A 19,626-nucleotide genomic window follows, 5' to 3' on the forward strand; every position below is an offset into this window, starting at 1 on the left:
CTATTCAGGCCATGCCGCCGCATCATGTCGCCGTTCTCGCCCTCGACGGGGTCCTGCCTCTGGACCTCGGCATCCCAGCCCGGGTGTTCAACGAGGCCCGCGAACCGGACGGGACCCGTCTGTACTCCGTCAGCACCTGCTCCCTCGGCGGCCGCCCGGTGCGCACACACGAGGACTTCCGCATCGTCGTCGACCACGACGAGTCGGTGCTGGAGACCGCGGACACCGTCGTGCTCGCCACGCAGGAACCCGGCGAGCACCTGCTCGCGACCGGAGCGCTGCCCGAAGAACTCGCCGCGGCGCTGAAGCGGATCAGGCCACGAACCCGCATCGTGAGCCTGTGCACCTCGGCCTTCCTGCTGGGGGCGGCCGGGCTGCTGGACGGCCGGCGGGCCACCACCCACTGGGCGCTGTGTGACGCGTTGGCCCGGCTGTTTCCCGGCGTCGAGGTCGATCCGGACGTGCTGTTCGTCGACAACGGGCGCATTCTGACCTCCGCCGGCGGAGCGGCCGGCATAGACCTGTGCCTTCACCTGGTCCGGCTGGACCACGGAGCCGCAGTGGCCTCGGCCGCCGCTCGGCGCTGCGTGGTGGCGCCGTGGCGTGAGGGCGGCCAGGCGCAGTTCATCGAGCATCCGGTTCCGCAGGACACCGACCGCTCCACTTCGGCGACCCGGCAGTGGGCACTGGACCGCCTGGCTGAGCCGATCGCCCTCGAGGACATGGCCCGGCACGCGCATATGAGTGTGCGCACGTACACCCGGGGGTTCCGCAGCGAGGTGGGCAGCAGCCCACTGAAGTGGCTGGCGCAGCAGCGGCTGACGCACGCGCGCCTGCTGCTGGAATCCACCGACCTGACCGTCGCGCGGATCGCCACTGCCTGCGGCTTCGGCGACCCCGTCGCCCTGCGCAAGCACTTCTACGCGCAACTGGGCCTGTCGCCACTGGCCTACCGTCGCGCCCACAACGCGCCGAAGCCGACGGCGGCACGGTGACCACTCGGCCGGATCGGAGCGAGCGGCGATCGAGTGGGCGCCGCGAAACGGGGCGGAGCTGAGGAGCTGAGCGGCACGACGGAGTTGACGACGGCAGCGTGGGATATGTAGCCATGAAGAGCACGGCTTAACTCAATCAGCGGGTTCGGGGCTCGAGTCCCTGACGGCGCACCGGTTTTCTCCAGGGGCGACACCGGCTGACGGTGCGGCCGTGTCGACTCCATTCGCAGAGCTCGGCCCTTCGGCCGTGCGCTTCGTATGCCGATTTCCGCGCGCTGGTATGCCCGTGCCACATAATTGCATTCGGTTCATCGAGCTCCCGGCAGAACTGCCGCGCTTCCGCGCGAAGATCGATGGGGTCAATCACAGGTGACTGCGGTTGAAGATCCCATGGTTACCATTGATCAAAGCCCTGAGTCATGATATTGTCACTCCGCTTCTGTGCATGCTGATACACATGGAGGTATCATGGCTCATCGTTTCGCACGGGCGACTGTGGGGGCCGCGACTCTGGGGCTCGGGTTGGTCGGCACTGCGGGGATTGCGGCCGCGGTCACGGTCCATCCACTGACCGCGTCCAACTGCGGTACCCAGTACAACTATGCGACCTGCATCTACATCCAAGGTTCCGGCCCGTACGTGTCGTACTGGCAGGCGACGAGTGTCGATCAGGTGGGCACGCTGGAGACTCGTTTCGTCTCGCTCGACGGACCCAACGGATTCCACGTGTGCTCCGGAAACCTCGTGAAGCTCTCCGGGATCTACACGGAATCGGCCTGCACGGGATCGCCGGACAAGAACGAACCCACCGGCACCTACTGTGCCCGCACCTACGTGTACGGCAACGGCAGCGGCTACTTCACCGACGGAACCGACTGCACCGACGTTTCATAGCCCACCGGGGCCGGTCGGCGCGTGTGGCCCCGCTCCGTTCGACGCGAGGACTGGACAGGAACCATGAGCGGACCGCCCGTCGCGCTGGCGCGCGAGCTTTCGAAGTCCTTCGGGCGCACCAGGGCGTTGGACGGGTGCACTCTGGAGATCCCGGCCGAAGGCATCGTGGGACTGCTGGGCCAGAACGGCGCCGGAAAGACCACGCTCATGCGCGTCCTCGCCGGCCTGGTGCGTCCGGACGCGGGTAGTGCGACGGTGTGCGGGCACAGACCCGGCACGACCGCTGCGGCCAGGCGCATCGGCGTCACGATCGAGGGGCCTGCCTTCTATCCGTGGCTCAATGCCCGACGCAACCTGCTGGCCGCGCATCGTTCCTGGGGCCGCGACCTGGACAGGGGCGCCATCGAGTCCGCGCTGCGGCGCACCGGCATCGAGGAGATCGCCGGCCGCCGAGCAGGTACCTACTCCCAGGGTCAACGCCAGCGCCTGGCTCTGGCCGTCGCCATCGCCCACGAGCCCGACCTGCTGATCCTGGACGAACCCGGCAACGGCCTGGACCCGGACGGCATCGCCGACCTGCGTGCGCTGCTGCTCGCCGAGCGCGAGCGTGGCGCCACCGTGCTCATCTCCAGCCACCTGCTCGCCGAACTCGAAGGGTTCTGCGACACGGTCGTCATGATGCACCGCGGCAGGGTGCTCGGATCCCGACCGGTGCGGCAGCCCGACCACGAGCGCTCCTTCGTCGTGGAACTCGCCTCCGCCGACGTGGGCGCCGCGGCTGCCGCCTTCGAGCGCTCAGGGCACCGCGTGAGCGGCGGAGGCGGTACCCGCCTGCACGTCGAGATCGACTCCGGGCAGGCGGTCGTACGGGTGCTCTCGACCGCGGGGATCGCGCCCGAGTCGGTGGCGCCGCGCCGAGAGAGCCTGGAGGCGTTCTACTTCGCCAGCTTGAAGGAGGCCGGGGAATGAGGCACATGCTGTCCGCGGAGATGCTCAAACTGCGGCGTCCGCTCAGTCTCGCGGTACTCCTGCTCGCCGCGGTCTTCGCCGGGTTCGCGATCCACGCCGAGCAGAGCGCCGGACGCAGCGCGATGGCGGCCGTGGCCGGCGCGCCGTCCGAACTGGCCTCCATCGAGACCGGCACGGTGACGATCGGCTCCGGCGCCGACGCCGTCTCGTGCACGTACGGCCGGCGCTACCCGGCCGGATCCGTGTGCGATCAGGAGCTGTCCGGGGTCATTTCGTCGAACGCGAAGATCCTGCTCAACTACGAGCAGACGCAGAACGCCGCGCACCTGGAACAGAGCCCGCTCGGGGTCGGGGTACAAGCCGGCGCGGTCATGACCTCGATGCTGGGCTTCCTGCTCGTCATGCTGCTCGCGGCCGGGCACGTCGGGGGCGAGTGGACCCACCGAACGGCGCGCACGATGCTGGCCGGCCAGCCCCGCAGGGTGCTCGCCATCGCCGTCAAGGCACTGAGCCTCTGGTTGGTGTGCGTTGCGGGGATGGCGGTCATCTGGCTGGAACTCGCCGTCTTCGCCTGGTTCTACCGGGAGAATGCGCCCATACCCCTGGACTCGCAGCCCGCGTTCAACACGATGGCAGGGCTGATCGTGGTGGGTAAGGCGTGCGTCGTCCTCGCGGTCTACGCGCTGCTCGGCAGCGCGCTCGCCGCCGTCACCCGCGGGGTGCTCGGTGCGGTGGTCACGGGCCTGTCGGTCGGATTCGGCTCCGTGGCCGTCGGGTACTTCCTGCCCGGCGTATCGGCGATCGCCTTCACCCGCTGGGTCACCGGCTATATGGGGCTGGCCTCGCCTCGGATGATCGGAACCACCTCGTATTGGATCACCGCGGCCCAGTTCGGAGTCTCCACCGTGGGCGAGGGCCTGCTCGGCCTGGCGGTGATCGCCGGCATCAGCGTCCTCGTCGGCGGGTATCTCTTCCATCGCGCGGACGTTCTCGTCTGAAGTCCACCACGGTCGAGCGCGCGAATAAGCCCGATCAGCTGATTCTCGCTGAGATCAGCTCGCTTAGCTTCGACGAATCTTTGATGTATTTCATCCGCCTTGAGCCGCGCGGCAACCTCTTCGTTGCTGCGCGCCCATTTCTTCAGGTGTGCCCCGGCGGAGTGCCATTCTTCGTGAAGTCGCAGGTAAAGGGCGTGGCCGAGTGCTCGACCAGCACGGATACCCGCCGAACGCCGTTATCGACGACGTCGCCGGGGAGAGAGATGGGGACCTGCGGGATCCGGTCAGGGAGGTCATCGCACCGCTACGCGTCGAGGCGGACCTCTTCGCGGGCGTCCAGGCGGACCCCTTCTCGGACGACCCCGTAGTGCATCTCCTTGAGCCGCTCCAGGGTCTCCTCCTGCAGGATCCGGTTCGTCCGCAGAAGATCGGCGATGACCGCAAGCGCGAACGACAGCGCCGCGGCCACGAGCAGGAAGATCCCGAGCATGAGCGACTGCAGGTGGTTGCCGCCGGAGTCGGTCGCGATCAGGATCGCGTACCGGATGAACGGGATCAGGCCGACGACGCCGAAGAAGATGCCGAGCCCGGCGAAGAAGGCGAACGGCTTGAACATGAAGTAGCTGCGGGCGATCGCCTTGCCGGACTGCAGCATGTGCTCGCCCATCGAGCTGAACAGGCGCGACTCGCGGGTTTTCGCGTTCGTGGTGATCGGGACGCTGGCGATCTTCATGCGCTTGTTGCCGGCCTGGATGATCGTCTCCATGCAGTAGCTGAACTGCGTGACGACGTTGAGCTTGATCAGGGCGTCCCGGCTGTAGGCCCGGAACCCGGAGGCGGCGTCCGGCAGATCCGTCTCGGCCGCGATGTTGACGACCTTGCTGCCGAACCGCTGCATCCGCTTCTTGAACGGCGAGAAGTGCTCGATCAGGTGCGTCTGGCGGTCGCCGATCGCGATGTCGGCTTCTCCGGCGAGGAGGGGAGCGAGCAGCGCCGGGATCATCGCCTGCGGGTACTGGTTGTCGCCGTCGGTGTTGACCACGATGTCGGCGCCCTGGCTCAGCGCGTAGTGAACGCCGTCGCGGAACGAGCGGGCGAGGCCCTGGTTGCGGACGTGGTGCACGAAGTGCGTGACGCCGTGCTCACGGGCGACCTCGACGGTGCGGTCGGTGGAGCCGTCGTCGATGATGAGCACGTGCAGCTCGTCGACACCGGGGATCGACTTCGGAATGCTGCCGAGAACGGCGGGAAGCGTCGCCTCCTCGTTGAGGCACGGGACCTGGACGAAGACCTTCACAACGACCTTTCGGATGTTCGGATCGGACGGGTCCGGCCGGTGCAGGTCAGGCCGTCGCGAAGTTGGCTCAAGGGACGGCGACACCATCGACAGAGCCCCCCATCGACGATGACCTGACCGCGCGAGGACGATGACAGGATCGCACATCTCCCCGACCGTGGCGAGATCATGCCTGCGCGATCGGACGGTCACGACCAGGCATTCCTTCAGCGACCGCCGCCGAAGGCGCCACTTTTTGGCACCGGATCGTGACGCCGGGCACGCCGGTGTGCCGACGCGGGAACCCGTGTGCCGGGGCAAGGCCTCGCCGGCATGAAGATCGGCATCCGAGCCGTCGCGCGACCCGCCGGGCTCACCGGGCTCCCGGCCGGGCTGTGGGAGCCGAAATGCGAATGGATGCGGATTTCGCCCCACGAATCTGTTTATCGAACCCTGACTTCCGGCCGGTTCCGCGGGCTCAATCGGAGGCCGCATCCCGAGAACCTTCGGCGTCCTGGCTGTCGAAATGACCGTTTTGAGTGGTAATTTCGAATTTCCGAGATGGGCATCGTTATGCAGTTCTCAGTAGCGTGTGCGGCTTTTGGGTAGAAGCCGCCAGAGAGCCGTTGACGTGATGACGCCCACGGCTAGGACGAGGCTGCTGGTATACCAGTCCGCGGTGGCGCTGGTGGAGTTCGCACCGGGCCCGTGTGCGGCGAAAGCGATCGCCGTGAATGTGCTGGCCACAGCCGTGAGCAGTGCACCGGTGTGCAGTGGGCCACGCAGGTGCCGCAGACGTTTGAGGCTCCAGTATCCGAAGAGGAGCAGGCACGCCCCGGCGGCGATCGCGGAATCGGTGTCGGTGGTGTACCGCACGGCTGGGGCGTCCGCGGTGGCGTAGGTCCTCGAGCCCACGGTGATCGATGCCACGGTGCTGCCTCCGCCGCCCTGGATGACGGCGGAGACGGTCTGGGCCGTCTGGATCGCGGCCGGGAGGCTCGGACCGGGACCGAAATAGGCGTCGGCGAGGAAACTCGGGATGGGATAGTCCGGGGCGGGGCTGCCGGAGCCTTCTGCGGCGTCAAGCTGGAATTCCAAGCTGACACTTGACGCAGCGTTGCTGTCGGGCTCCGTGTAGTCGATCTGAGGCGTGAGGTCGGTGAGCAGGCACCAGGTGTCGGCCGATGACGAGCCGAACTCGTAGAGTGTGCAGTGCTTCGCGGAGGTGGACGCGAGGGCCGCGGCGTGATCGGCGGCCCGTACGCGTACGGTGTTGTAGAGCCCGAACGCGCTTGCGCCGGCCGCGCAGAGGACGAGGATCGTCAGTGTCGCGCGCGCGGCCCGCCGTATCGGTTTCCACGTGTCGGTCGGGCTGCCCGATCGTTGCAGGATGGCCAGGTCTGCGTAGCTGAGGCGGTCGTGGGGATATGCGCGCTCCCAGCGGCCCCTGAGCGTTTCCAGGTCGGTGCGGAACTTTTCCATGGATGCGCCGTTGCGGCCTATCAACCCTGGAAGCACCGGGAGGGTACTGCCGTCTTGCAGGATGACTCGTGCGTACAGTCCGGCGCTCTTACCGGACCTGGCTTCGGTGGTGATGCCGGCTATCGAAGTCCAGGAGACCTTGCGGCGTATGACGTAGCAGTAGCGGGTGGTGAGTCCCGTCGCGGACGCCGTGGTCGAGGATCCCCAGAGGTAGAGCACCATGAGCAGGAGAAAAGGCGCGAAGAAGATGAGCTGGGTGAAATCGTGGCGAGCGCTCAGGAACCCGGTTCTGTTCAGCGCGGACGTGCCGAGCATCACCGCGGCCGCGGGGCCGATGGAGCCCCACCGGACGGCGGCCGGGTAGCTGAAGCGGACCGATTCCATGATGGTGAATATAGTCCGCCTGATAGTCCGCCTGAGGAGCAGTCACCCAGGGGTACAGCTCGTCGACACGCGCCGACCCCTGCGCTTCGACGTCGCGGGCTAAGCCTCCGGGATCACGCCCGTTTCGGCGAGCTTCGTGTACCACAGGGCACTGTCCTTCTTGGTGCGCTCCTGGGTCTCGTAGTCGACGTAGACGATGCCGAAACGCTTCGTGTATCCGAAGGCCCACTCGAAGTTGTCCATCAGCGACCACACGAAGTAGCCGGTAAGCGGCACGCCGGCCTCGATGGCGCGATGTGCCGCGACGAAGTGGCGCAGCAGGAAGTCGACGCGCTCGGTGTCGTGCACGCGCTTGCCGCCGTCTTCCTCGACGGGCTGGTCGCCGTAGGCCGCACCGTTTTCCGTGACCATGATCTCGTACTCGGGGTACGCCTCGTGCGTGGCGACGAGCAGGTCGTACAGGCCCTGCGGCGCGATGTTCCAGCCCATGTCGGTGTGCGGCCCGGGCTGCTCGACGGACTCGACCCGGGTTGCGCCCGGGTACGCGGTGCCCTCGGTCGAGTGCTCGGGACCGCGGCGCACCGTGCCGGTGCAGTAGTAGTTGATGCCCACGATATCGATCGGCTGGTTGATCAGCTCGAGGTCGCCGTCGTGCACGAACGACCAGTCGGTGATGTGCTTGGTGTCCGTCAGCAGGTCCTGCGGGTAGAAGCCGCGCAGTTGCGGGTCCGTGAAGGCGCGGTTCTGAAGCGCCTCGATCTGGCGCTTGGCATCGACGTCTTCGGGGTTGGCGGGGTCCGCGGCATAGGCCATCGCCAGGTTGTTGGTCACCGAGTACCTGGCGTCCGGCCGCGTGACGACCTTGCGCAGCTCGATGAGCGCGAGGCCGTGTGCGAGGTTCAAGTGGTGCACGGCCTGCAGTGACGCGGCCTCGCTGCGGCGGCCGGGGGCGTGATCGCCGCTCCCGTAGCCGAGGTAGGCCGAGCACCACGGCTCGTTCAGCGTGGTCCACACCGCGACGCGGTCGCCGAGGCGCTCGCCCACGACCCGCGCGTACTCGGCGAAGGCGTAGCTGGTCTCCCGGACGGTCCAGCCGCCGCGGTCCTCGAGCGGCTGCGGCAGGTCCCAGTGGTAGAGCGTCACTACGGGCTCGATACCGCGCACGAGCAGTCCGTCGACGACCTTCTCGTAGAAGGCGAGGCCGGCCTCGTTGACCTCGCCGAGGCCCGCCGGGATGATCCGCGGCCACGCGATCGAGAGGCGGTAGGCGGAAAGGCCCAGGCTCTTGATGAGGTCGAGGTCCTCCTCGACGCGGTGGTAGAAGTCGATCGCGACGTCGCCGGTGTCACCGTTCTCGACCTTGCCGGGGGTCTGGCTGAAGGTGTCCCAGATGCTCGGCCCGCGCCCGTCCTCGGTGGCAGCGCCCTCGATCTGGTAGGCCGCTGTCGCGGCGCCGAAGGTGAACCCCGCGGGAAACTCCAGGCCGCTCACGCGGAAGTCGTCGATGGCGCTCATGACGTCGTCTACCTCTCCGTCGGCGACAGGCGTCGCGCGATTCCCTTAAGACACCTGATCCGGCTGAGCCGAAGCCCGATACTCCTGCCGCACACCCTGACCATGCCGCGCTCTCCACGCGGCGGCATGACGGGTTCCTGGTGGAGTACCCGGCGCGTCGCCGCCAAGACCTCGGCAAGGCCTCCGCGTGTGGTCGGGTTCGGCGGTTCGCCGGGCCTGGCCAGCAGGCGCGACGGCCCCCAAGATCATACCGATTCTCCCACCACACCAACCCGCGAGGCGCCGTCCGCGTGCCGACAGCGGTGATCCGGCCCACGCTCAACGAGCGTGGGCCGGATCGCCGTGCGGACGTTCACGAGGTATGGGCCCAGTCGCACGAGGTCTGGGCTCAGTCGGCCGCGAAGTGGGCCGACCCGGCAGGCTTATCGGTAGACGTTGACGGTCCAGTCCTCCGGGTTGGTGCCGTACCAGACGGCTCCGTTCAGCAGGCTCGCGGCGGCGGCCACAGTGGCCGGGTCGTGCGAGTTGAGGTAGGCGTCGACGAACAAGCCGTCGCAGTCCTCGCCGAGGAAGGTCGTGGTCTCGGGCGAGGAGGCGGTGCCGGTGCTGGGGAAAGCGCACTTGGCGACCGTCCCGCCGGCCGGAACCGAGCCGGCCGGGTAGACGGCGATGGTGAGGATGGAGGTGCTTGCGGGCGCCCTGAGCGTGATCGTCGCCTGCTTCAAGCTCCCGTCGGCGTTGAAGGTCAGGGAAGCCGCCTTGCCGAGGGTGAAGCCGGCGGCCGTGGGCAGGGCGATGGGCATGCGGACCGCGGTCGAGCCGAAGTGCACCGCGTCGGCGATCTCCGCCAACTCGGTCTTGCTCGCCGTGGCCTGGTCGAACATCAGGTCGGCCCAGCCGTTCGGCGAGTACCGCCAGGACAGTCCGTTCGGAACGCCGGAGAGGTGGCCGAGGCTGCCGGCCTCGTCCCAGTAGGCCGTGTCGCCGTTCACATCAGGGGCCCGCGGGTAGCCCATCGCCGGGTCGGGTCCGGAGTCGAGGAGCGTCACGGTGAAGACGGTGCTGGTGCTCTCGTCGGTCGCCTCGATCTGCTGCAAGCCCGAGTCGGAGACGCTGACGCTCGTGGCCACCAGCGGCGAGGCCAACTTGCCGAAATACCCGTCCACGGTCAGCGGATCGGTGCCGGCGACGGACCGGTGTTCCGTCGGAGCGGCCGAAGAGGTCAGACCCATGCCGGTCGAGGTGGCCGGGGCGATGGCGGCGGCGCCCCCGGTCAGCGTGAAACCGAGCCCGGTGGCCAGGCCCAGCACGGCCAGCGTGGTGCCCGCCCCCGCGGTTCGGCGGCGAAGCCTGATCCGCTGCGCCTGCCCGATCGCGCGGTGGGGATCGATCGTGCCTACCGGGGCCGCGTCGTCGGCGATGCTGCTCAGCTGTTCGCCGAGCAGATTGTCAAAGTCCATCTCGGATTCCTCCTCTGAGGTGTGTGTTGGCGGCCGCGAGGCCACCGAGGCTGGTGGTGCCCGGCTCGGGCGGACCGAGCCGTCCGGAGCGGGCGCGTTCGGCCCGCTCCGCGCCCTTGGGTACGCCGTGGGGTACGGCGGCTGCGGCACCGCCGTCCGGCTCTTCGGACCGGAGCCCGGCCGCCGCGTCCGCGTCCTCGGCCTCGACGTGCATCAGCCGGCGTAGCGTCTCTATCGCCCGGAAGGTCTGGCTTTTGACGGTGCCGGTCGAGCAGCCGAGGGCGTCTGCGGCCTCGATGATGGACAGCTCGCAGTAGTAACGCAGCACGATCACCGCGCGCTGCCTGGGCGGCAGCAGCGGCAGGGCGCGGCGCAGATCGGCCGTGCCCTCCAGATCGGGGCCCGCCTGGCCGCCGCCTGCCCGCTCGAAGGCGGCTTGCTCCACTTCGGCCGCCCCCTCCGCCTCCCGGTGCAGGACGACCCGCTTCCACCACGGGCTGCGCTGCTCGGCGAGGAAGGTGTTGACGAGGACCGTGCGGGCGTAGGCATCCGGATTCGCCGTCTCGTCGATCCGACGCCAGTTGAGGAAGAGCTTCGTCAGGCTGGTCTGCACCAGGTCGTCGGCGCGGTGCCAGTCCTGGCAGAGCAGGTAGGCGACCCGGCGCAGCCACGCCTGTCTGCCGGTGACGTACTCGGTGAACTGTGCCTGCGTCGTCGCCTGATTCATCAGCGACTGCCAGGGGCCGCGAAGCGCTGCGTATTCGGGTTCACGCTAGGAGATATGCGCGGCGGGGGCGGGAAGTTGCGTCGCCTTCGCGCCCGTTCCGGGCCGAGTCCGTGCGGCCGCTGCTGATTCGGCCCGAAAGCGCCGGCGCGCCGGATCCGGTATCGCGGCGTCGACTCGGTTTTGAGGCCGGTGACATCAGCGCACAGCAGTGTGACCTGTGAGGACTCGATGAGCTCACTCGCCGGCCGATGGGCGTAGAGCATGCCCAATCCGAGACGCCGAGGTTCATCGGCTGTGATGCGGCCGACGTTTAATCAGTGTTATGGCTCGCCGAGAGTTGATGATTTCCGTGCTTGCGATCGTGACGTCGATGACCATGGTGAGCTGCTCGGGTTCTGGCTCCGGCCCCGGTGCCCAACCGTCCACTGCTTCGCCGGTCCCGCCGAGCACAGCGGCGGCGAGCAGCCCGCCGGCAAGCCCGACGCCGGCGGGTCCGGCACAGCTGACCGGGAGCCAACTGGCAGCCTTGCTGCTGACCCCGGATCAGTTCCCTGCGGGCTTCGCCTCCAGCGCAACCGCCGCGCTCGACTCCGGCGGTTCGATCACGACGGCGGCCCCGTTGCACGATCCGCAGCATCTGAGCTGTCCGCAACTGGTCACCGACCTGTGGCGTCCGGGATTCGGCGAGACCGCGATGGCGACGAACCTCGTCTTCAACAATGCCACCAGCGAGTCCTACTCGGAGGCGGTCTACCAGTTCGCGAGCTCGGGTCTGGCCGACGTGTTCTACGACGATCTCTCGGCGACCTGGTCCTCCTGCCGCACGATCGTGGCCGACCTCACCCCGACCGAGGTCGGCCGGATGGCCGTCCTTCCGGCAACCGCGCCCAGCGGCCTCGGGGTGCAGGACTTCGCCGTGACCATGGACGGTACCGAGGGCCGCCGCCTGAGTCAGACGGTGACGGTCGTGCGCGAGGGCGTGGACGTCTACCTCGGCGCTGCCAGCCGCCTCGGCACCAAGCAGCCCACCGACCTCAGCAGCGCCGCGCTGCTGCACGAGCTCATCGGCAGCGTGTCCGAGTCGGGTTGATCGGCGCTCCACTCATGGGCCGGGAACGTGTATGCGGGAACGAGTAGGGAGTTGTCGGCGGTGGCTGAGCTGTTGCCGTAGTCTGTGCCGCAATTGACCTCGGGAGGGACCTATGCGGCGTGCGCTGTGGACAGTGGCCGCCGGTGCGGCTGCTTCGGGAGCCTTGGCTTACGCAGGGCCCGCGAGTGCTGCGACGGGCACGGCTTCCCCCGGTACGAGCACGAGTTCGCCCGCGGCGGCGTGCGGACCCGATGGGCAGTTGTCGATGTCCGCGAACACCGATCTGTACGACAGCCAGACCAGCACGCCGGGTCATACGGTGTATTCGACGACTGTGATCGGGAACAGTCTCGGTGCGCTGCCCCATGCCGAGATTCGCTTGCAGATCGTCCCGCAGATGCAGGGGGCGACGAATCGGCCACCGCTGCCGGGCGTCGAGTGGAGCCTCGACGGCGGCGCTTGGCACAACCCGCAGGTGTCGTGGATCACTGACGTGTCCGGCTTGCCGTATTGGATGGGGCCCGATCTTGCCATCGGGACGCTGTCGACCGGCACCCATAAGGTCGAGGTCGGCTTCACCTTCGCGACCGGTGATCTGTACGGCGCTTATGGTGCCAACGTCTATGTCGATGCCGACAAGTGCTCGGCCGGGGGCGATCTCGGCACTTACGGCTCTGGCTACGTATCGGCGGCTTTCGACGGTCCAGCCCCTGAAGCCGGCTCCGGCGGGAGCAGCGGAACTTCGGGAGGCACGAAGAGTGGGAGCTCGGGCACCGGAGGCACGGTGCACAGCAGCACGCCGCGAGCGTCGGCGCCGAGCAGCAGCGCGCCCACGTTGACCGCAGGCGCGACCGCGTCGCAGGCCGCGCCGGGCGTGACCGGCGAGCCTGTCTCGGCTCCCACACGTGCGCTCGGGGCTCAGGATGTTGCTGCGCAGAACACGGCCGCGGCCTCCTCGCTTGGCACGTACGCCTTGTGGAGCCTGATCGTTCTCGCCGCGTTCGCACTGGGCGGCTTCGCGGTGCGCCGGCGGCAACTCCGCGCCAGCGTCAGCACTGTCGCCGGTACGGACCTCACCGCAGGCAGCAGCGGCGACAGGGGCGACAGCGATGGCACTGACGGCACCGATGGCACCGATGGTCAGGGCCCTGCTGCATAGGTCGTGTCGGGACGTCGCTTGGCGGGGGGCTTGCGCAGTGCTCCTCGCGCTCGCTCACAGGACGCCGCTGGTGCGGATTGCTTCGCTGGTGTCGAGGCCGAGCCGGGCGTACCAGTTCAGGGCGAATTCGAAGGAGAGGTACTTGCCGATCAGGCCGGCTGCGGCGAGGTGCTGGTGGTTTCTTCGGCATCCGGCTGCGGCTGTCCGCCGGCCGCCCGGGGCCGCCCGGGCGCCGCGCCGGTCTTCACAGCGTGGCGCCCGGACGGCGGGGATCACTGGTTCTCGAAGTAGCCGAACCAGTCCATGATCACCTGGGCGCTTCCGTTGCCGCCGAGGTAGATCGCGTAGCCGTTCGTACCGGGAGCGAGGAACGCCAGGTTCGCGATCGTCTGGCCGGCCGTGTAGTTGAGGTTCGAGGTCGGGTTCAGCGCCGCGGGCACCATCGGGCTGTACGGGTACAGCGACAGGTAGCCGTTGCCCGTGGGCTGCGTCACCGTCGCGTTGAAGATCGCGGCGGTGGGCAAGGCCGGTGAGTCGGATGCGGCCACCGGGAAGGGCTCCGATTGCGGGAGGCCGGCCTGGATCGGACCGCCGGTGCTGCGCGTGTCCAGAATGCGGATCGGCCCGGAGAGCGGGACGTAGGCGCTGCCGCCCGCGGGGCTGGGCGTGCCGGTGAAGTAGCCGGAGGCGTCGGCGATGATGTCCACGGGACCGGCACCGCTGTTGTGGATGGCGATCTGGCCGATCGTGGGGGATTCGAAGCTGATCGGCACGATCGCCGCGTTGGCCGAAGCCGCTCCCGCCGCGTAGTTGAGGTTGGAGGCGGACGGGATCGGCCCGGTGCCGCTCGGGTTGCTGGTGGAGTAGGCGGTGATCACGCCCGGGTGCGTGGCGTCGACCGCGGTCAGGTTGACCGCGACGGCCGCCGCGTCGAACGGGATCACGCCGCCCTTGATGCCGGACACGGTCACGTAGATGGTCCCGTTGGCCGGGATCCGGGCGATCTTGCCGGTGCCGATCCCCTTGCGGGTGTCGATGATCCGCGTCGGCGTGACCGGGAAGTACGCGTCGGCATTCGCGTCGGTGAAGTAGCCCTGGATGTCGGCGACGATGCCGGTCGAGCCGCTCGAGTTGTTGTAGAAGTCGATCAGGCCGTTCTTGCCGACCGGCACCACCACGAGGTTCGGCACGTTCTTGTTCTTGGCGTAGTTCACGTTCGACGTGATCGGACGCGTCGACGCCTTGCCCGACTGGTCCTCGTCGCCGTACACCGTGAGCACGCCGTTCGCGGTGCCCCCGGTCGCCGTCACGTTCATCACGACGGCGGTGACGCCGACGGGGGTGGAGGACTTCTGGGCGCCGTCGCTCACACCGACTCCGGCGACCTTGAGCTTGAGCGTGCCGTGCGGGGCGACCGGGGCCGCGGCCGCGCCGATTCCCTTGCGGGTGTCGAGCATCCGCCACGGACCGAACGCGGTGAACTCGGAGCCGAGCGTCTGCACGGCGACGGAGTTGGTCGCGGTGTCGCCGGAGCCGTCGTCCACCGTGACGGTGATCGTCTCGGGGCCGGAATAGCCGTATGCGTGCTGGAATTTCAGCGGTTCCGTGGCGCCTGCGTCGACGGTCTGGAAGATCTCCGAGACGTCGCCCCACTTGATGTCGAGTTGCGCGGTTCCGGTCGTCAGGCCGGTGACGTCGACCGTCAGCTCGACGCCCAGGGCGCTGGTTTCCTGGGCCTGGAGCGCGACGGCCAGGTTCGGGTTGGGCGTCGTGGTCGAGGTCGCGTCGAGCGTGCGGACGAGCTTCGAACTGCTCGCCGGGCTGGTGAAGGTCCTGGCTCCGGCAGCCTGCGCGAGCGACGCGGCGGACTTGACGAACGCGTGGGCCGACGAAGCCGACGCGGCCGGTGTGGCGGCCTCGGCGAGAGTCGGGGTGAGAGCGATACCGAACGAGCCGACGAGGGCCAGCGGTATCAAGACAGAGCGGCGTTGCACCGCATCCTCCCCTGGATGTTTTCCGCGCTGCGAGAGCACGGGGCGACAGAGCTGAGCCAACCGACGCTACTGCTCACCAGCGTTTCAGGCCATATATTTTCGTCACGGCTTTGATACGGACCGGCGCGCGACGAGCTTCGCCTCCAGGTGCCGGCGCACGTCGGGCCACTCGGCGCCGGTGATCGAGAAGATCGCGGCATCGCGCAGCAGGCCGTCTTCGCCGGGGGCCCAGGAGCGCGACCAGTTGCGCAGCACGCCTTCGAAGCGCGCACCCACGCTCTCGATCGCCGCCCGCGAACGCGCGTTGCGTGCGTCGGTCTTCAAGTCCACGCGCATGACGCCGAACGCCTCGAACGCGTGCCGGAACAGCAGGTATTTGGCTTCGGTGTTGATGCCGGTGCCCTGCGCGTCGGCGGCGAGCCAGGTGAAGCCGACTTCGATCGCGTACAGGCTGCCGTCCTCGCGGCGGCGCGGGTCCCAGAAGGAGGTGGCGCCCACCGTCCGACCCGTGGCCACCTCGATCTGCGCATAGGGGGCCAGGCGCCCGGCGGCGGCCCGCGCGTGCTGCTGCTCGACGTAGTCGACTGCCTCCTCCAGCGTGGAGGGAACCCAGGTGTACCCGTATGAATCGCGCGACTGCGCTGCCGCGGCCAGGCCCGCAGCGTGGTGCTGATCGAGCGGTTCGAGCCGAACGAACCGACCTTCGAGTACGGGTCCTTCGAGGTGGAAGTCCATGCGCAGGACTGTAGCGGGGCGGCGCTCGGCAGAGGTTCGGCACGGTTCGGCGCAGCAGCCTGAGTGCGTCGGCTTCGCAGCCGGCCCGACCGGAACGTATGGGCTCTGTAACACTTCCGTCCCGCTCTCGCACTGATCATGAATGCCCCCTTATGGTCATCCGGGAGTCAAGGCGGGGTAAAGCCTCGCGGCCCGCCTGCTGACGGCGGGCACATCGTTTTCGCAGGTGCCCGGGGTGCCGGGCTTGGGAGGACCTATCCATGCCGGCCAATTCGTCGCGCCGTGGTGCCGTGCGCGTGTGGGCGCTCGTGTTGTCCCTACTCGTCGGTGTGTCGGCGGGGGCGGTGGTGAGCGCGGCGCCCGCGCGCGCCGACGTGGACACCGTCTCCAATGACAACCAGCGCACGGGGTGGGACCAGAACGAGCCCGCGCTCTCGTCGGGGTCGGTGACCGGCAGCGACTTCGGCCAGCTGTTCTCGACCGCGCTCGACGGGCAGATCTACGCGCAGCCGCTGGTGGTGGGCTCGACGGTGATCGTCGGGACCGAGGAGAACTACGTCTACGGGCTCAACAGCGAGACCGGGGCCATCCTCTGGTCGACCTACCTCGGCCCGTCCTGGCCGGCTTCCACCATCGGCTGCGGCGATCTCGTGCCCGACATCGGGATCACCTCGACCCCGGTCTACGACCCGTCCTCCGGGTACGTCTACCTGACCGCGAAGGTGAACAACGGGACCAGCGCCAGTCTGCCGCACTACTACCTCTACGCGCTGAACGCGGCCACGGGCGCGGTGCGACCGGGGTGGCCGGTGACGATCGGGGGCTCGCCCTCGAACGACCCGACGAACACCTTCGACACCGAGGACCAGCTTCAGCGCCCGGGCCTGCTGCTGCAGAACGGCAGCATCTACCTGGCCTTCGGCGGGCACTGCGACTACCAGCCCTACCGCGGTTACGTGGTCGGGGTGAACATCGGCACGCAGGTGCAGCACATGTGGACCACCGAGGCCGGGGCGAACGCGTCGGGCGCGGGGGTCTGGCTCTCCGGCGGCGGGATCGTCTCGGACGGCGCGGGCGGCATGTTCATCGCGACCGGCAACGGGGTCACGCCTCCGGTCGGGCCCGGCACCTCGCCGCCGACCACGCTCTCCGAGTCCGTGGTGCACCTGGCCGTCGCGGCCGACGGCACCATCTCGGCCTCCGACTTCTTCGCGCCCGCGAACGCGGCGACACTGGACGCGAACGACCAGGACGTGGCCTCCGGCGGTCCGGTCGCGTTGCCCGACGCCGAGTTCGGCACCACGGCCGACCCGCATCTGATGGTGGAGATCGGCAAGGACGGACGGCTGTTCCTCCTCAATCGCGACTCCCTCGGCGGCCGGGCGCAGGGCGCGGGCGGCACCGACGCGGTCGTGGGCGAGACCACCCTGGCCGGCGTCTGGGGGCATCCCGCGGTGTGGGGCGGGGACGGCGGATACGTGTACGTCGACGAGGCCTACAGCCATCTGGTCGCCCTCGGCTACGGGCTGACCGGGACCGGGCAGCCGGCGCTGCACGTGGCCGGAAACAGCGCGGAGAGCTTCGGCTACACCTCCGGCTCGCCCGTGGTGACCTCGAACGGCACCACGTCCGGCTCGGCCCTGGTCTGGGTCGTGCAGGCCTCAGGGCCGAACGGCAGCAACGGCGAGTTGATGGTCTACAACGCGGTGCCCTCGAACGGCGTGATGACCCTGCTGCGCTCCTGGCCGCTGGGCACCGTCTCCAAGTTCTCGGTGCCCGCGACGAACAACGGCCGGATCTACGTCGGCACCCGCGACGGCAACCTGATCGCGTTCGGCGCGCCCACGACGCAGCCCTTGCAGGGCAGCGGGGCCGCGTTCGGCTCGGTGGCGGTCGACTCCACCAGCTCGGCGAACGTCACGCTGACCGCGGCGAGGACGGTCACGGTCTCCGCGGCCACCACCAGCGCCCCGTTCGGGGTCGGCGCGACCACCACTCCCGCCCTGCCGGTCACGCTGACGGCCGGTCAGACGCTGACCGTTCCGGTGACCTACAGCCCGACGGCCTGGGGTGCGAGTACCGGCACACTCTCGCTGACCACTGATCAGGGCACGGTGAACTTCGGACTGAGCGGTACCGGCACCCAAGGAGGTCTGGCCGCGACTCCCGCGTCCCAGGACTGGGGAAGCATGGCCGTGGGCAGTTCGGAGACGCTGACCGTCGGCGTGACGAACACCGGCACGACCACCGAGACCATCACCGGTGTGACGGGGCCGAGCGCGCCGTTCACCGCGAGCGGACTTCCCGCCGTCGGCAGCACGATCGCGCCGGGGGTGTCCGAGACGATGAGCGTCACCTACGCGCCGACCGCAGTCGAGAACGACAGCTCCTCGATCGTGCTCACGAGTGATCAGGGCTCGGTGACGATCCCGTTGACGGGCGTCGGGATCCAGGCCGATCCACAGGTGACGATCAATCCGACGAGCCTGTCCTTCGGCAACGTCGCGATCGGCCAGGTCGCCACGCAGACCTTCACCGTGGCCAACACCGGAAACGTCAATCTGACGGTGACCAAGGCCGCACCGGCGGCCGCGCCGTTCGGCGCGGTCAACCCGATCCCGGAGAACCAGGAACTGGCGCCGGGGGAGAGCTACACCGTCTCGGTCACCTTCACCCCGACCGCGTTGACCAGTTATTCGGGCGTCTACGAGGTCTCCACCAACACCGGGCAGGGCGCGATGAGCATCACGCTGACCGGGACCGGCGTGGGCTCCCAGTACGCCTCGACCGGACCCACCCGGATCCTCGACACCCGCTACGGCCTCGGCGCGCCGAAGGCGAAGGTCGCCGTCGGCAGCTACGTCGCGCTCAAGATCGCGGGTAACGGCTCGATCCCGGCGAGCGTGGCCGCCGTGGCCCTGAACGTCACCGCGACCGACACCGTGGGCAACGGCTACGTCAGCGTCGAGCCGGACGGTACCGGCGCCGCGACCTCGAACCTCAACTACCTGGCCGGACAGACGAAGGCGAACACGGTGATCGCCCCGGTCGCCGCGGACGGCAAGGTCGACCTGTACGTCGTCGGTTCGAGCGGCGGCAGCGCCGACCTGATCGCCGACGTTTCCGGCTACTTCGCCGGGGGCGTGGGCAGCGGGTACACCCCGGTGACTCCGGCCCGGATCCTCGACACCCGCCACGGCACCGGCGCCCCGGCCAAGCAGGTCGCCGGGAACTCCGGCCTGTCCGTGGGCATCGCGGGCGCGGACTCGATCCCGTCCGGGGTCACCGCCGTGGCGCTGCACGTGACCGTGACGGACGCGGCCGCCAACGGCTGGATCGCGGCCGAGCCGGACGGTGCGGGCACGCCGACGACCTCGATCCTGAACTACCTCAAGGGCCAGACGGTCTCCAACACGGTGATCGTGCCGGTGGCCGCGGACGGCAAGATCGAGCTCTACAACGGCGGCGGCAGTGGGGCGGTGGACCTGATCGGGGATGTGGCCGGGTACTACTCGGCGGCGTCGAAGGGCACGTACGTGCCGGTCACCCCGTATCGGGCCTGGGATTCGCGCAAGAGCGGCACCGCGCTCGTCTCCAACGGCACCACGACCTACGCGCTCGGTGCCACGCAGACGCAGCTGGGCATCCCCTCGGGCGCGACGATCGCGGCGAACATCACCGTCGCCGACACCACGGCCAACGGGTACGTCACCGCCTTCGCGGCCGGCAGCGCGCTGCCGGGTGTCTCGAACCTCAACTACCTCACCGGCCAGACCGTGGCGGGGCTGAGCATCGTGGCCACCAGCGGCGCGCAGCAGAAGCTCAGCGTCTACAACCAGTCGACCGGGCACGGCGACGTGATCCTGGACGTGTTCGGCTACTTCACGACCGGCTGAGCCAGGCGAGGCCACGGCCCCGGCAGCCTGCGAAGGCTGCCGGGGCCGTGGC

15 protein-coding genes are annotated in these 19,626 nt (G+C 68.8%); 7 read left to right on the forward strand and 8 right to left on the reverse strand.

Annotated elements, in window-relative coordinates; all coding sequences use genetic code 11:
- Positions 1 to 11 precede the first annotated feature (11 nt).
- The 4 genes from KDL01_RS03120 to KDL01_RS03135 all read left to right on the forward strand — a co-directional run bounded on the left by KDL01_RS03120 (position 12) and on the right by KDL01_RS03135 (position 3,856).
- The gene (locus tag KDL01_RS03120; protein WP_212526768.1) at positions 12 to 995 is read left to right on the forward strand and encodes a GlxA family transcriptional regulator; all 984 of its coding nucleotides are present in this window, start codon (positions 12 to 14) and stop codon (positions 993 to 995) included.
- A 468-nt stretch (positions 996 to 1,463) separates the two neighbouring features.
- The gene (locus KDL01_RS03125) at positions 1,464 to 1,889 is read left to right on the forward strand and encodes a hypothetical protein (protein ID WP_212526769.1); all 426 of its coding nucleotides are present in this window, start codon (positions 1,464 to 1,466) and stop codon (positions 1,887 to 1,889) included.
- 63 nt (positions 1,890 to 1,952) lie between these two features.
- Positions 1,953 to 2,858: an ABC transporter ATP-binding protein gene (locus KDL01_RS03130; RefSeq protein ID WP_212526770.1), complete on the forward strand. Its 906-nt coding sequence runs from the start codon at positions 1,953 to 1,955 to the stop codon at positions 2,856 to 2,858.
- Positions 2,855 to 3,856, forward strand: a complete 1,002-nt coding sequence (locus KDL01_RS03135) for a hypothetical protein (RefSeq protein WP_212526771.1) — start codon at positions 2,855 to 2,857, stop codon at positions 3,854 to 3,856. Before KDL01_RS03130 ends, KDL01_RS03135 begins: the two co-directional genes overlap by 4 nt.
- A 304-nt stretch (positions 3,857 to 4,160) precedes the next feature.
- Here KDL01_RS03135 and KDL01_RS03140 read toward each other — a convergent pair whose 3' ends face one another.
- From KDL01_RS03140 to KDL01_RS03160, 5 genes are all read right to left on the reverse strand, one after another.
- On the reverse strand, positions 4,161 to 5,567 hold the full coding sequence (locus tag KDL01_RS03140; protein ID WP_212526772.1) for a glycosyltransferase family 2 protein: 1,407 nt from the start codon (positions 5,565 to 5,567) through the stop codon (positions 4,161 to 4,163).
- A gap of 147 nt (positions 5,568 to 5,714) precedes the next feature.
- Positions 5,715 to 6,998 carry a hypothetical protein gene (locus tag KDL01_RS03145; RefSeq protein ID WP_212526773.1) on the reverse strand — a complete coding sequence of 428 codons (1,284 nt, stop codon included), beginning with the start codon at positions 6,996 to 6,998 and terminating at the stop codon, positions 5,715 to 5,717.
- 99 nt (positions 6,999 to 7,097) lie between these two features.
- Entirely contained in the window at positions 7,098 to 8,513 is a 1,416-nt protein-coding gene (locus KDL01_RS03150; RefSeq protein WP_246575883.1) for a GH1 family beta-glucosidase, read from the reverse strand.
- A 422-nt stretch (positions 8,514 to 8,935) separates the two neighbouring features.
- On the reverse strand, positions 8,936 to 9,973 hold the full coding sequence (locus tag KDL01_RS03155) for a hypothetical protein (RefSeq protein WP_212526774.1): 1,038 nt from the start codon (positions 9,971 to 9,973) through the stop codon (positions 8,936 to 8,938).
- A complete protein-coding gene (locus KDL01_RS03160) occupies positions 9,963 to 10,700 on the reverse strand; it encodes a SigE family RNA polymerase sigma factor (RefSeq protein ID WP_212526775.1) in 738 nt (245 codons plus the stop codon). Before KDL01_RS03160 ends, KDL01_RS03155 begins: the two co-directional genes overlap by 11 nt.
- 526 nt (positions 10,701 to 11,226) lie before the next feature.
- Here KDL01_RS03160 and KDL01_RS03165 point away from each other — a divergent pair.
- Both KDL01_RS03165 and KDL01_RS03170 read left to right on the forward strand, forming a co-directional pair.
- Positions 11,227 to 11,790: a hypothetical protein gene (locus tag KDL01_RS03165; protein ID WP_212526776.1), complete on the forward strand. Its 564-nt coding sequence runs from the start codon at positions 11,227 to 11,229 to the stop codon at positions 11,788 to 11,790.
- Between the two features lie 265 nt (positions 11,791 to 12,055).
- Positions 12,056 to 12,949: a hypothetical protein gene (locus tag KDL01_RS03170; protein ID WP_212526777.1), complete on the forward strand. Its 894-nt coding sequence runs from the start codon at positions 12,056 to 12,058 to the stop codon at positions 12,947 to 12,949.
- A 54-nt stretch (positions 12,950 to 13,003) separates the two neighbouring features.
- On the opposite strand, the gene KDL01_RS03175 is transcribed toward KDL01_RS03170, so the two are convergent.
- The 3 genes from KDL01_RS03175 to KDL01_RS03185 form a co-directional block, all read right to left on the reverse strand.
- Complete coding sequence (locus KDL01_RS03175; protein WP_212526778.1) at positions 13,004 to 13,225, reverse strand: hypothetical protein; 222 nt, start codon at positions 13,223 to 13,225, stop codon at positions 13,004 to 13,006.
- Entirely contained in the window at positions 13,222 to 14,943 is a 1,722-nt protein-coding gene (locus tag KDL01_RS03180; RefSeq protein ID WP_212526779.1) for a hypothetical protein, read from the reverse strand. The genes KDL01_RS03175 and KDL01_RS03180 overlap by 4 nt, the downstream gene beginning before the upstream one ends.
- A gap of 102 nt (positions 14,944 to 15,045) precedes the next feature.
- Positions 15,046 to 15,678, reverse strand: coding sequence for a GNAT family N-acetyltransferase (locus KDL01_RS03185; protein WP_212526780.1), 633 nt, complete (start codon positions 15,676 to 15,678; stop codon positions 15,046 to 15,048).
- Positions 15,679 to 15,938: 260 nt separating this feature from the next.
- Between KDL01_RS03185 and KDL01_RS03190 the strand changes: the two genes are divergently transcribed.
- The gene (locus KDL01_RS03190; protein WP_212526781.1) at positions 15,939 to 19,574 is read left to right on the forward strand and encodes a choice-of-anchor D domain-containing protein; all 3,636 of its coding nucleotides are present in this window, start codon (positions 15,939 to 15,941) and stop codon (positions 19,572 to 19,574) included.
- The last annotated feature ends 52 nt before the right edge of the window (positions 19,575 to 19,626 follow it).

Source organism: Actinospica durhamensis (assembly GCF_018139695.1).
In the GTDB taxonomy this organism is placed as follows: domain Bacteria; phylum Actinomycetota; class Actinomycetes; order Streptomycetales; family Catenulisporaceae; genus Actinospica; species Actinospica durhamensis.

Excerpts from the sequence above, each read along its gene's own strand:
- KDL01_RS03185 (WP_212526780.1), bottom strand. The coding sequence starts at position 15,678 with ATGGACTTCCACCTCGAAGGACCCGTACTCGAAGGTCGGTTCGTTCGG.
- KDL01_RS03150 (WP_246575883.1), bottom strand. The coding sequence starts at position 8,513 with ATGAGCGCCATCGACGACTTCCGCGTGAGCGGCCTGGAGTTTCCCGCG.
- KDL01_RS03120 (WP_212526768.1), top strand. The coding sequence starts at position 12 with ATGCCGCCGCATCATGTCGCCGTTCTCGCCCTCGACGGGGTCCTGCCT.
- KDL01_RS03155 (WP_212526774.1), bottom strand. The coding sequence starts at position 9,973 with ATGGACTTTGACAATCTGCTCGGCGAACAGCTGAGCAGCATCGCCGAC.
- KDL01_RS03125 (WP_212526769.1), top strand. The coding sequence starts at position 1,464 with ATGGCTCATCGTTTCGCACGGGCGACTGTGGGGGCCGCGACTCTGGGG.
- KDL01_RS03145 (WP_212526773.1), bottom strand. The coding sequence starts at position 6,998 with ATGGAATCGGTCCGCTTCAGCTACCCGGCCGCCGTCCGGTGGGGCTCC.
- KDL01_RS03130 (WP_212526770.1), top strand. The coding sequence starts at position 1,953 with ATGAGCGGACCGCCCGTCGCGCTGGCGCGCGAGCTTTCGAAGTCCTTC.
- KDL01_RS03160 (WP_212526775.1), bottom strand. The coding sequence starts at position 10,700 with ATGAATCAGGCGACGACGCAGGCACAGTTCACCGAGTACGTCACCGGC.
- KDL01_RS03170 (WP_212526777.1), top strand. The coding sequence starts at position 12,056 with ATGTCCGCGAACACCGATCTGTACGACAGCCAGACCAGCACGCCGGGT.
- KDL01_RS03135 (WP_212526771.1), top strand. The coding sequence starts at position 2,855 with ATGAGGCACATGCTGTCCGCGGAGATGCTCAAACTGCGGCGTCCGCTC.
- KDL01_RS03190 (WP_212526781.1), top strand. The coding sequence starts at position 15,939 with ATGCCGGCCAATTCGTCGCGCCGTGGTGCCGTGCGCGTGTGGGCGCTC.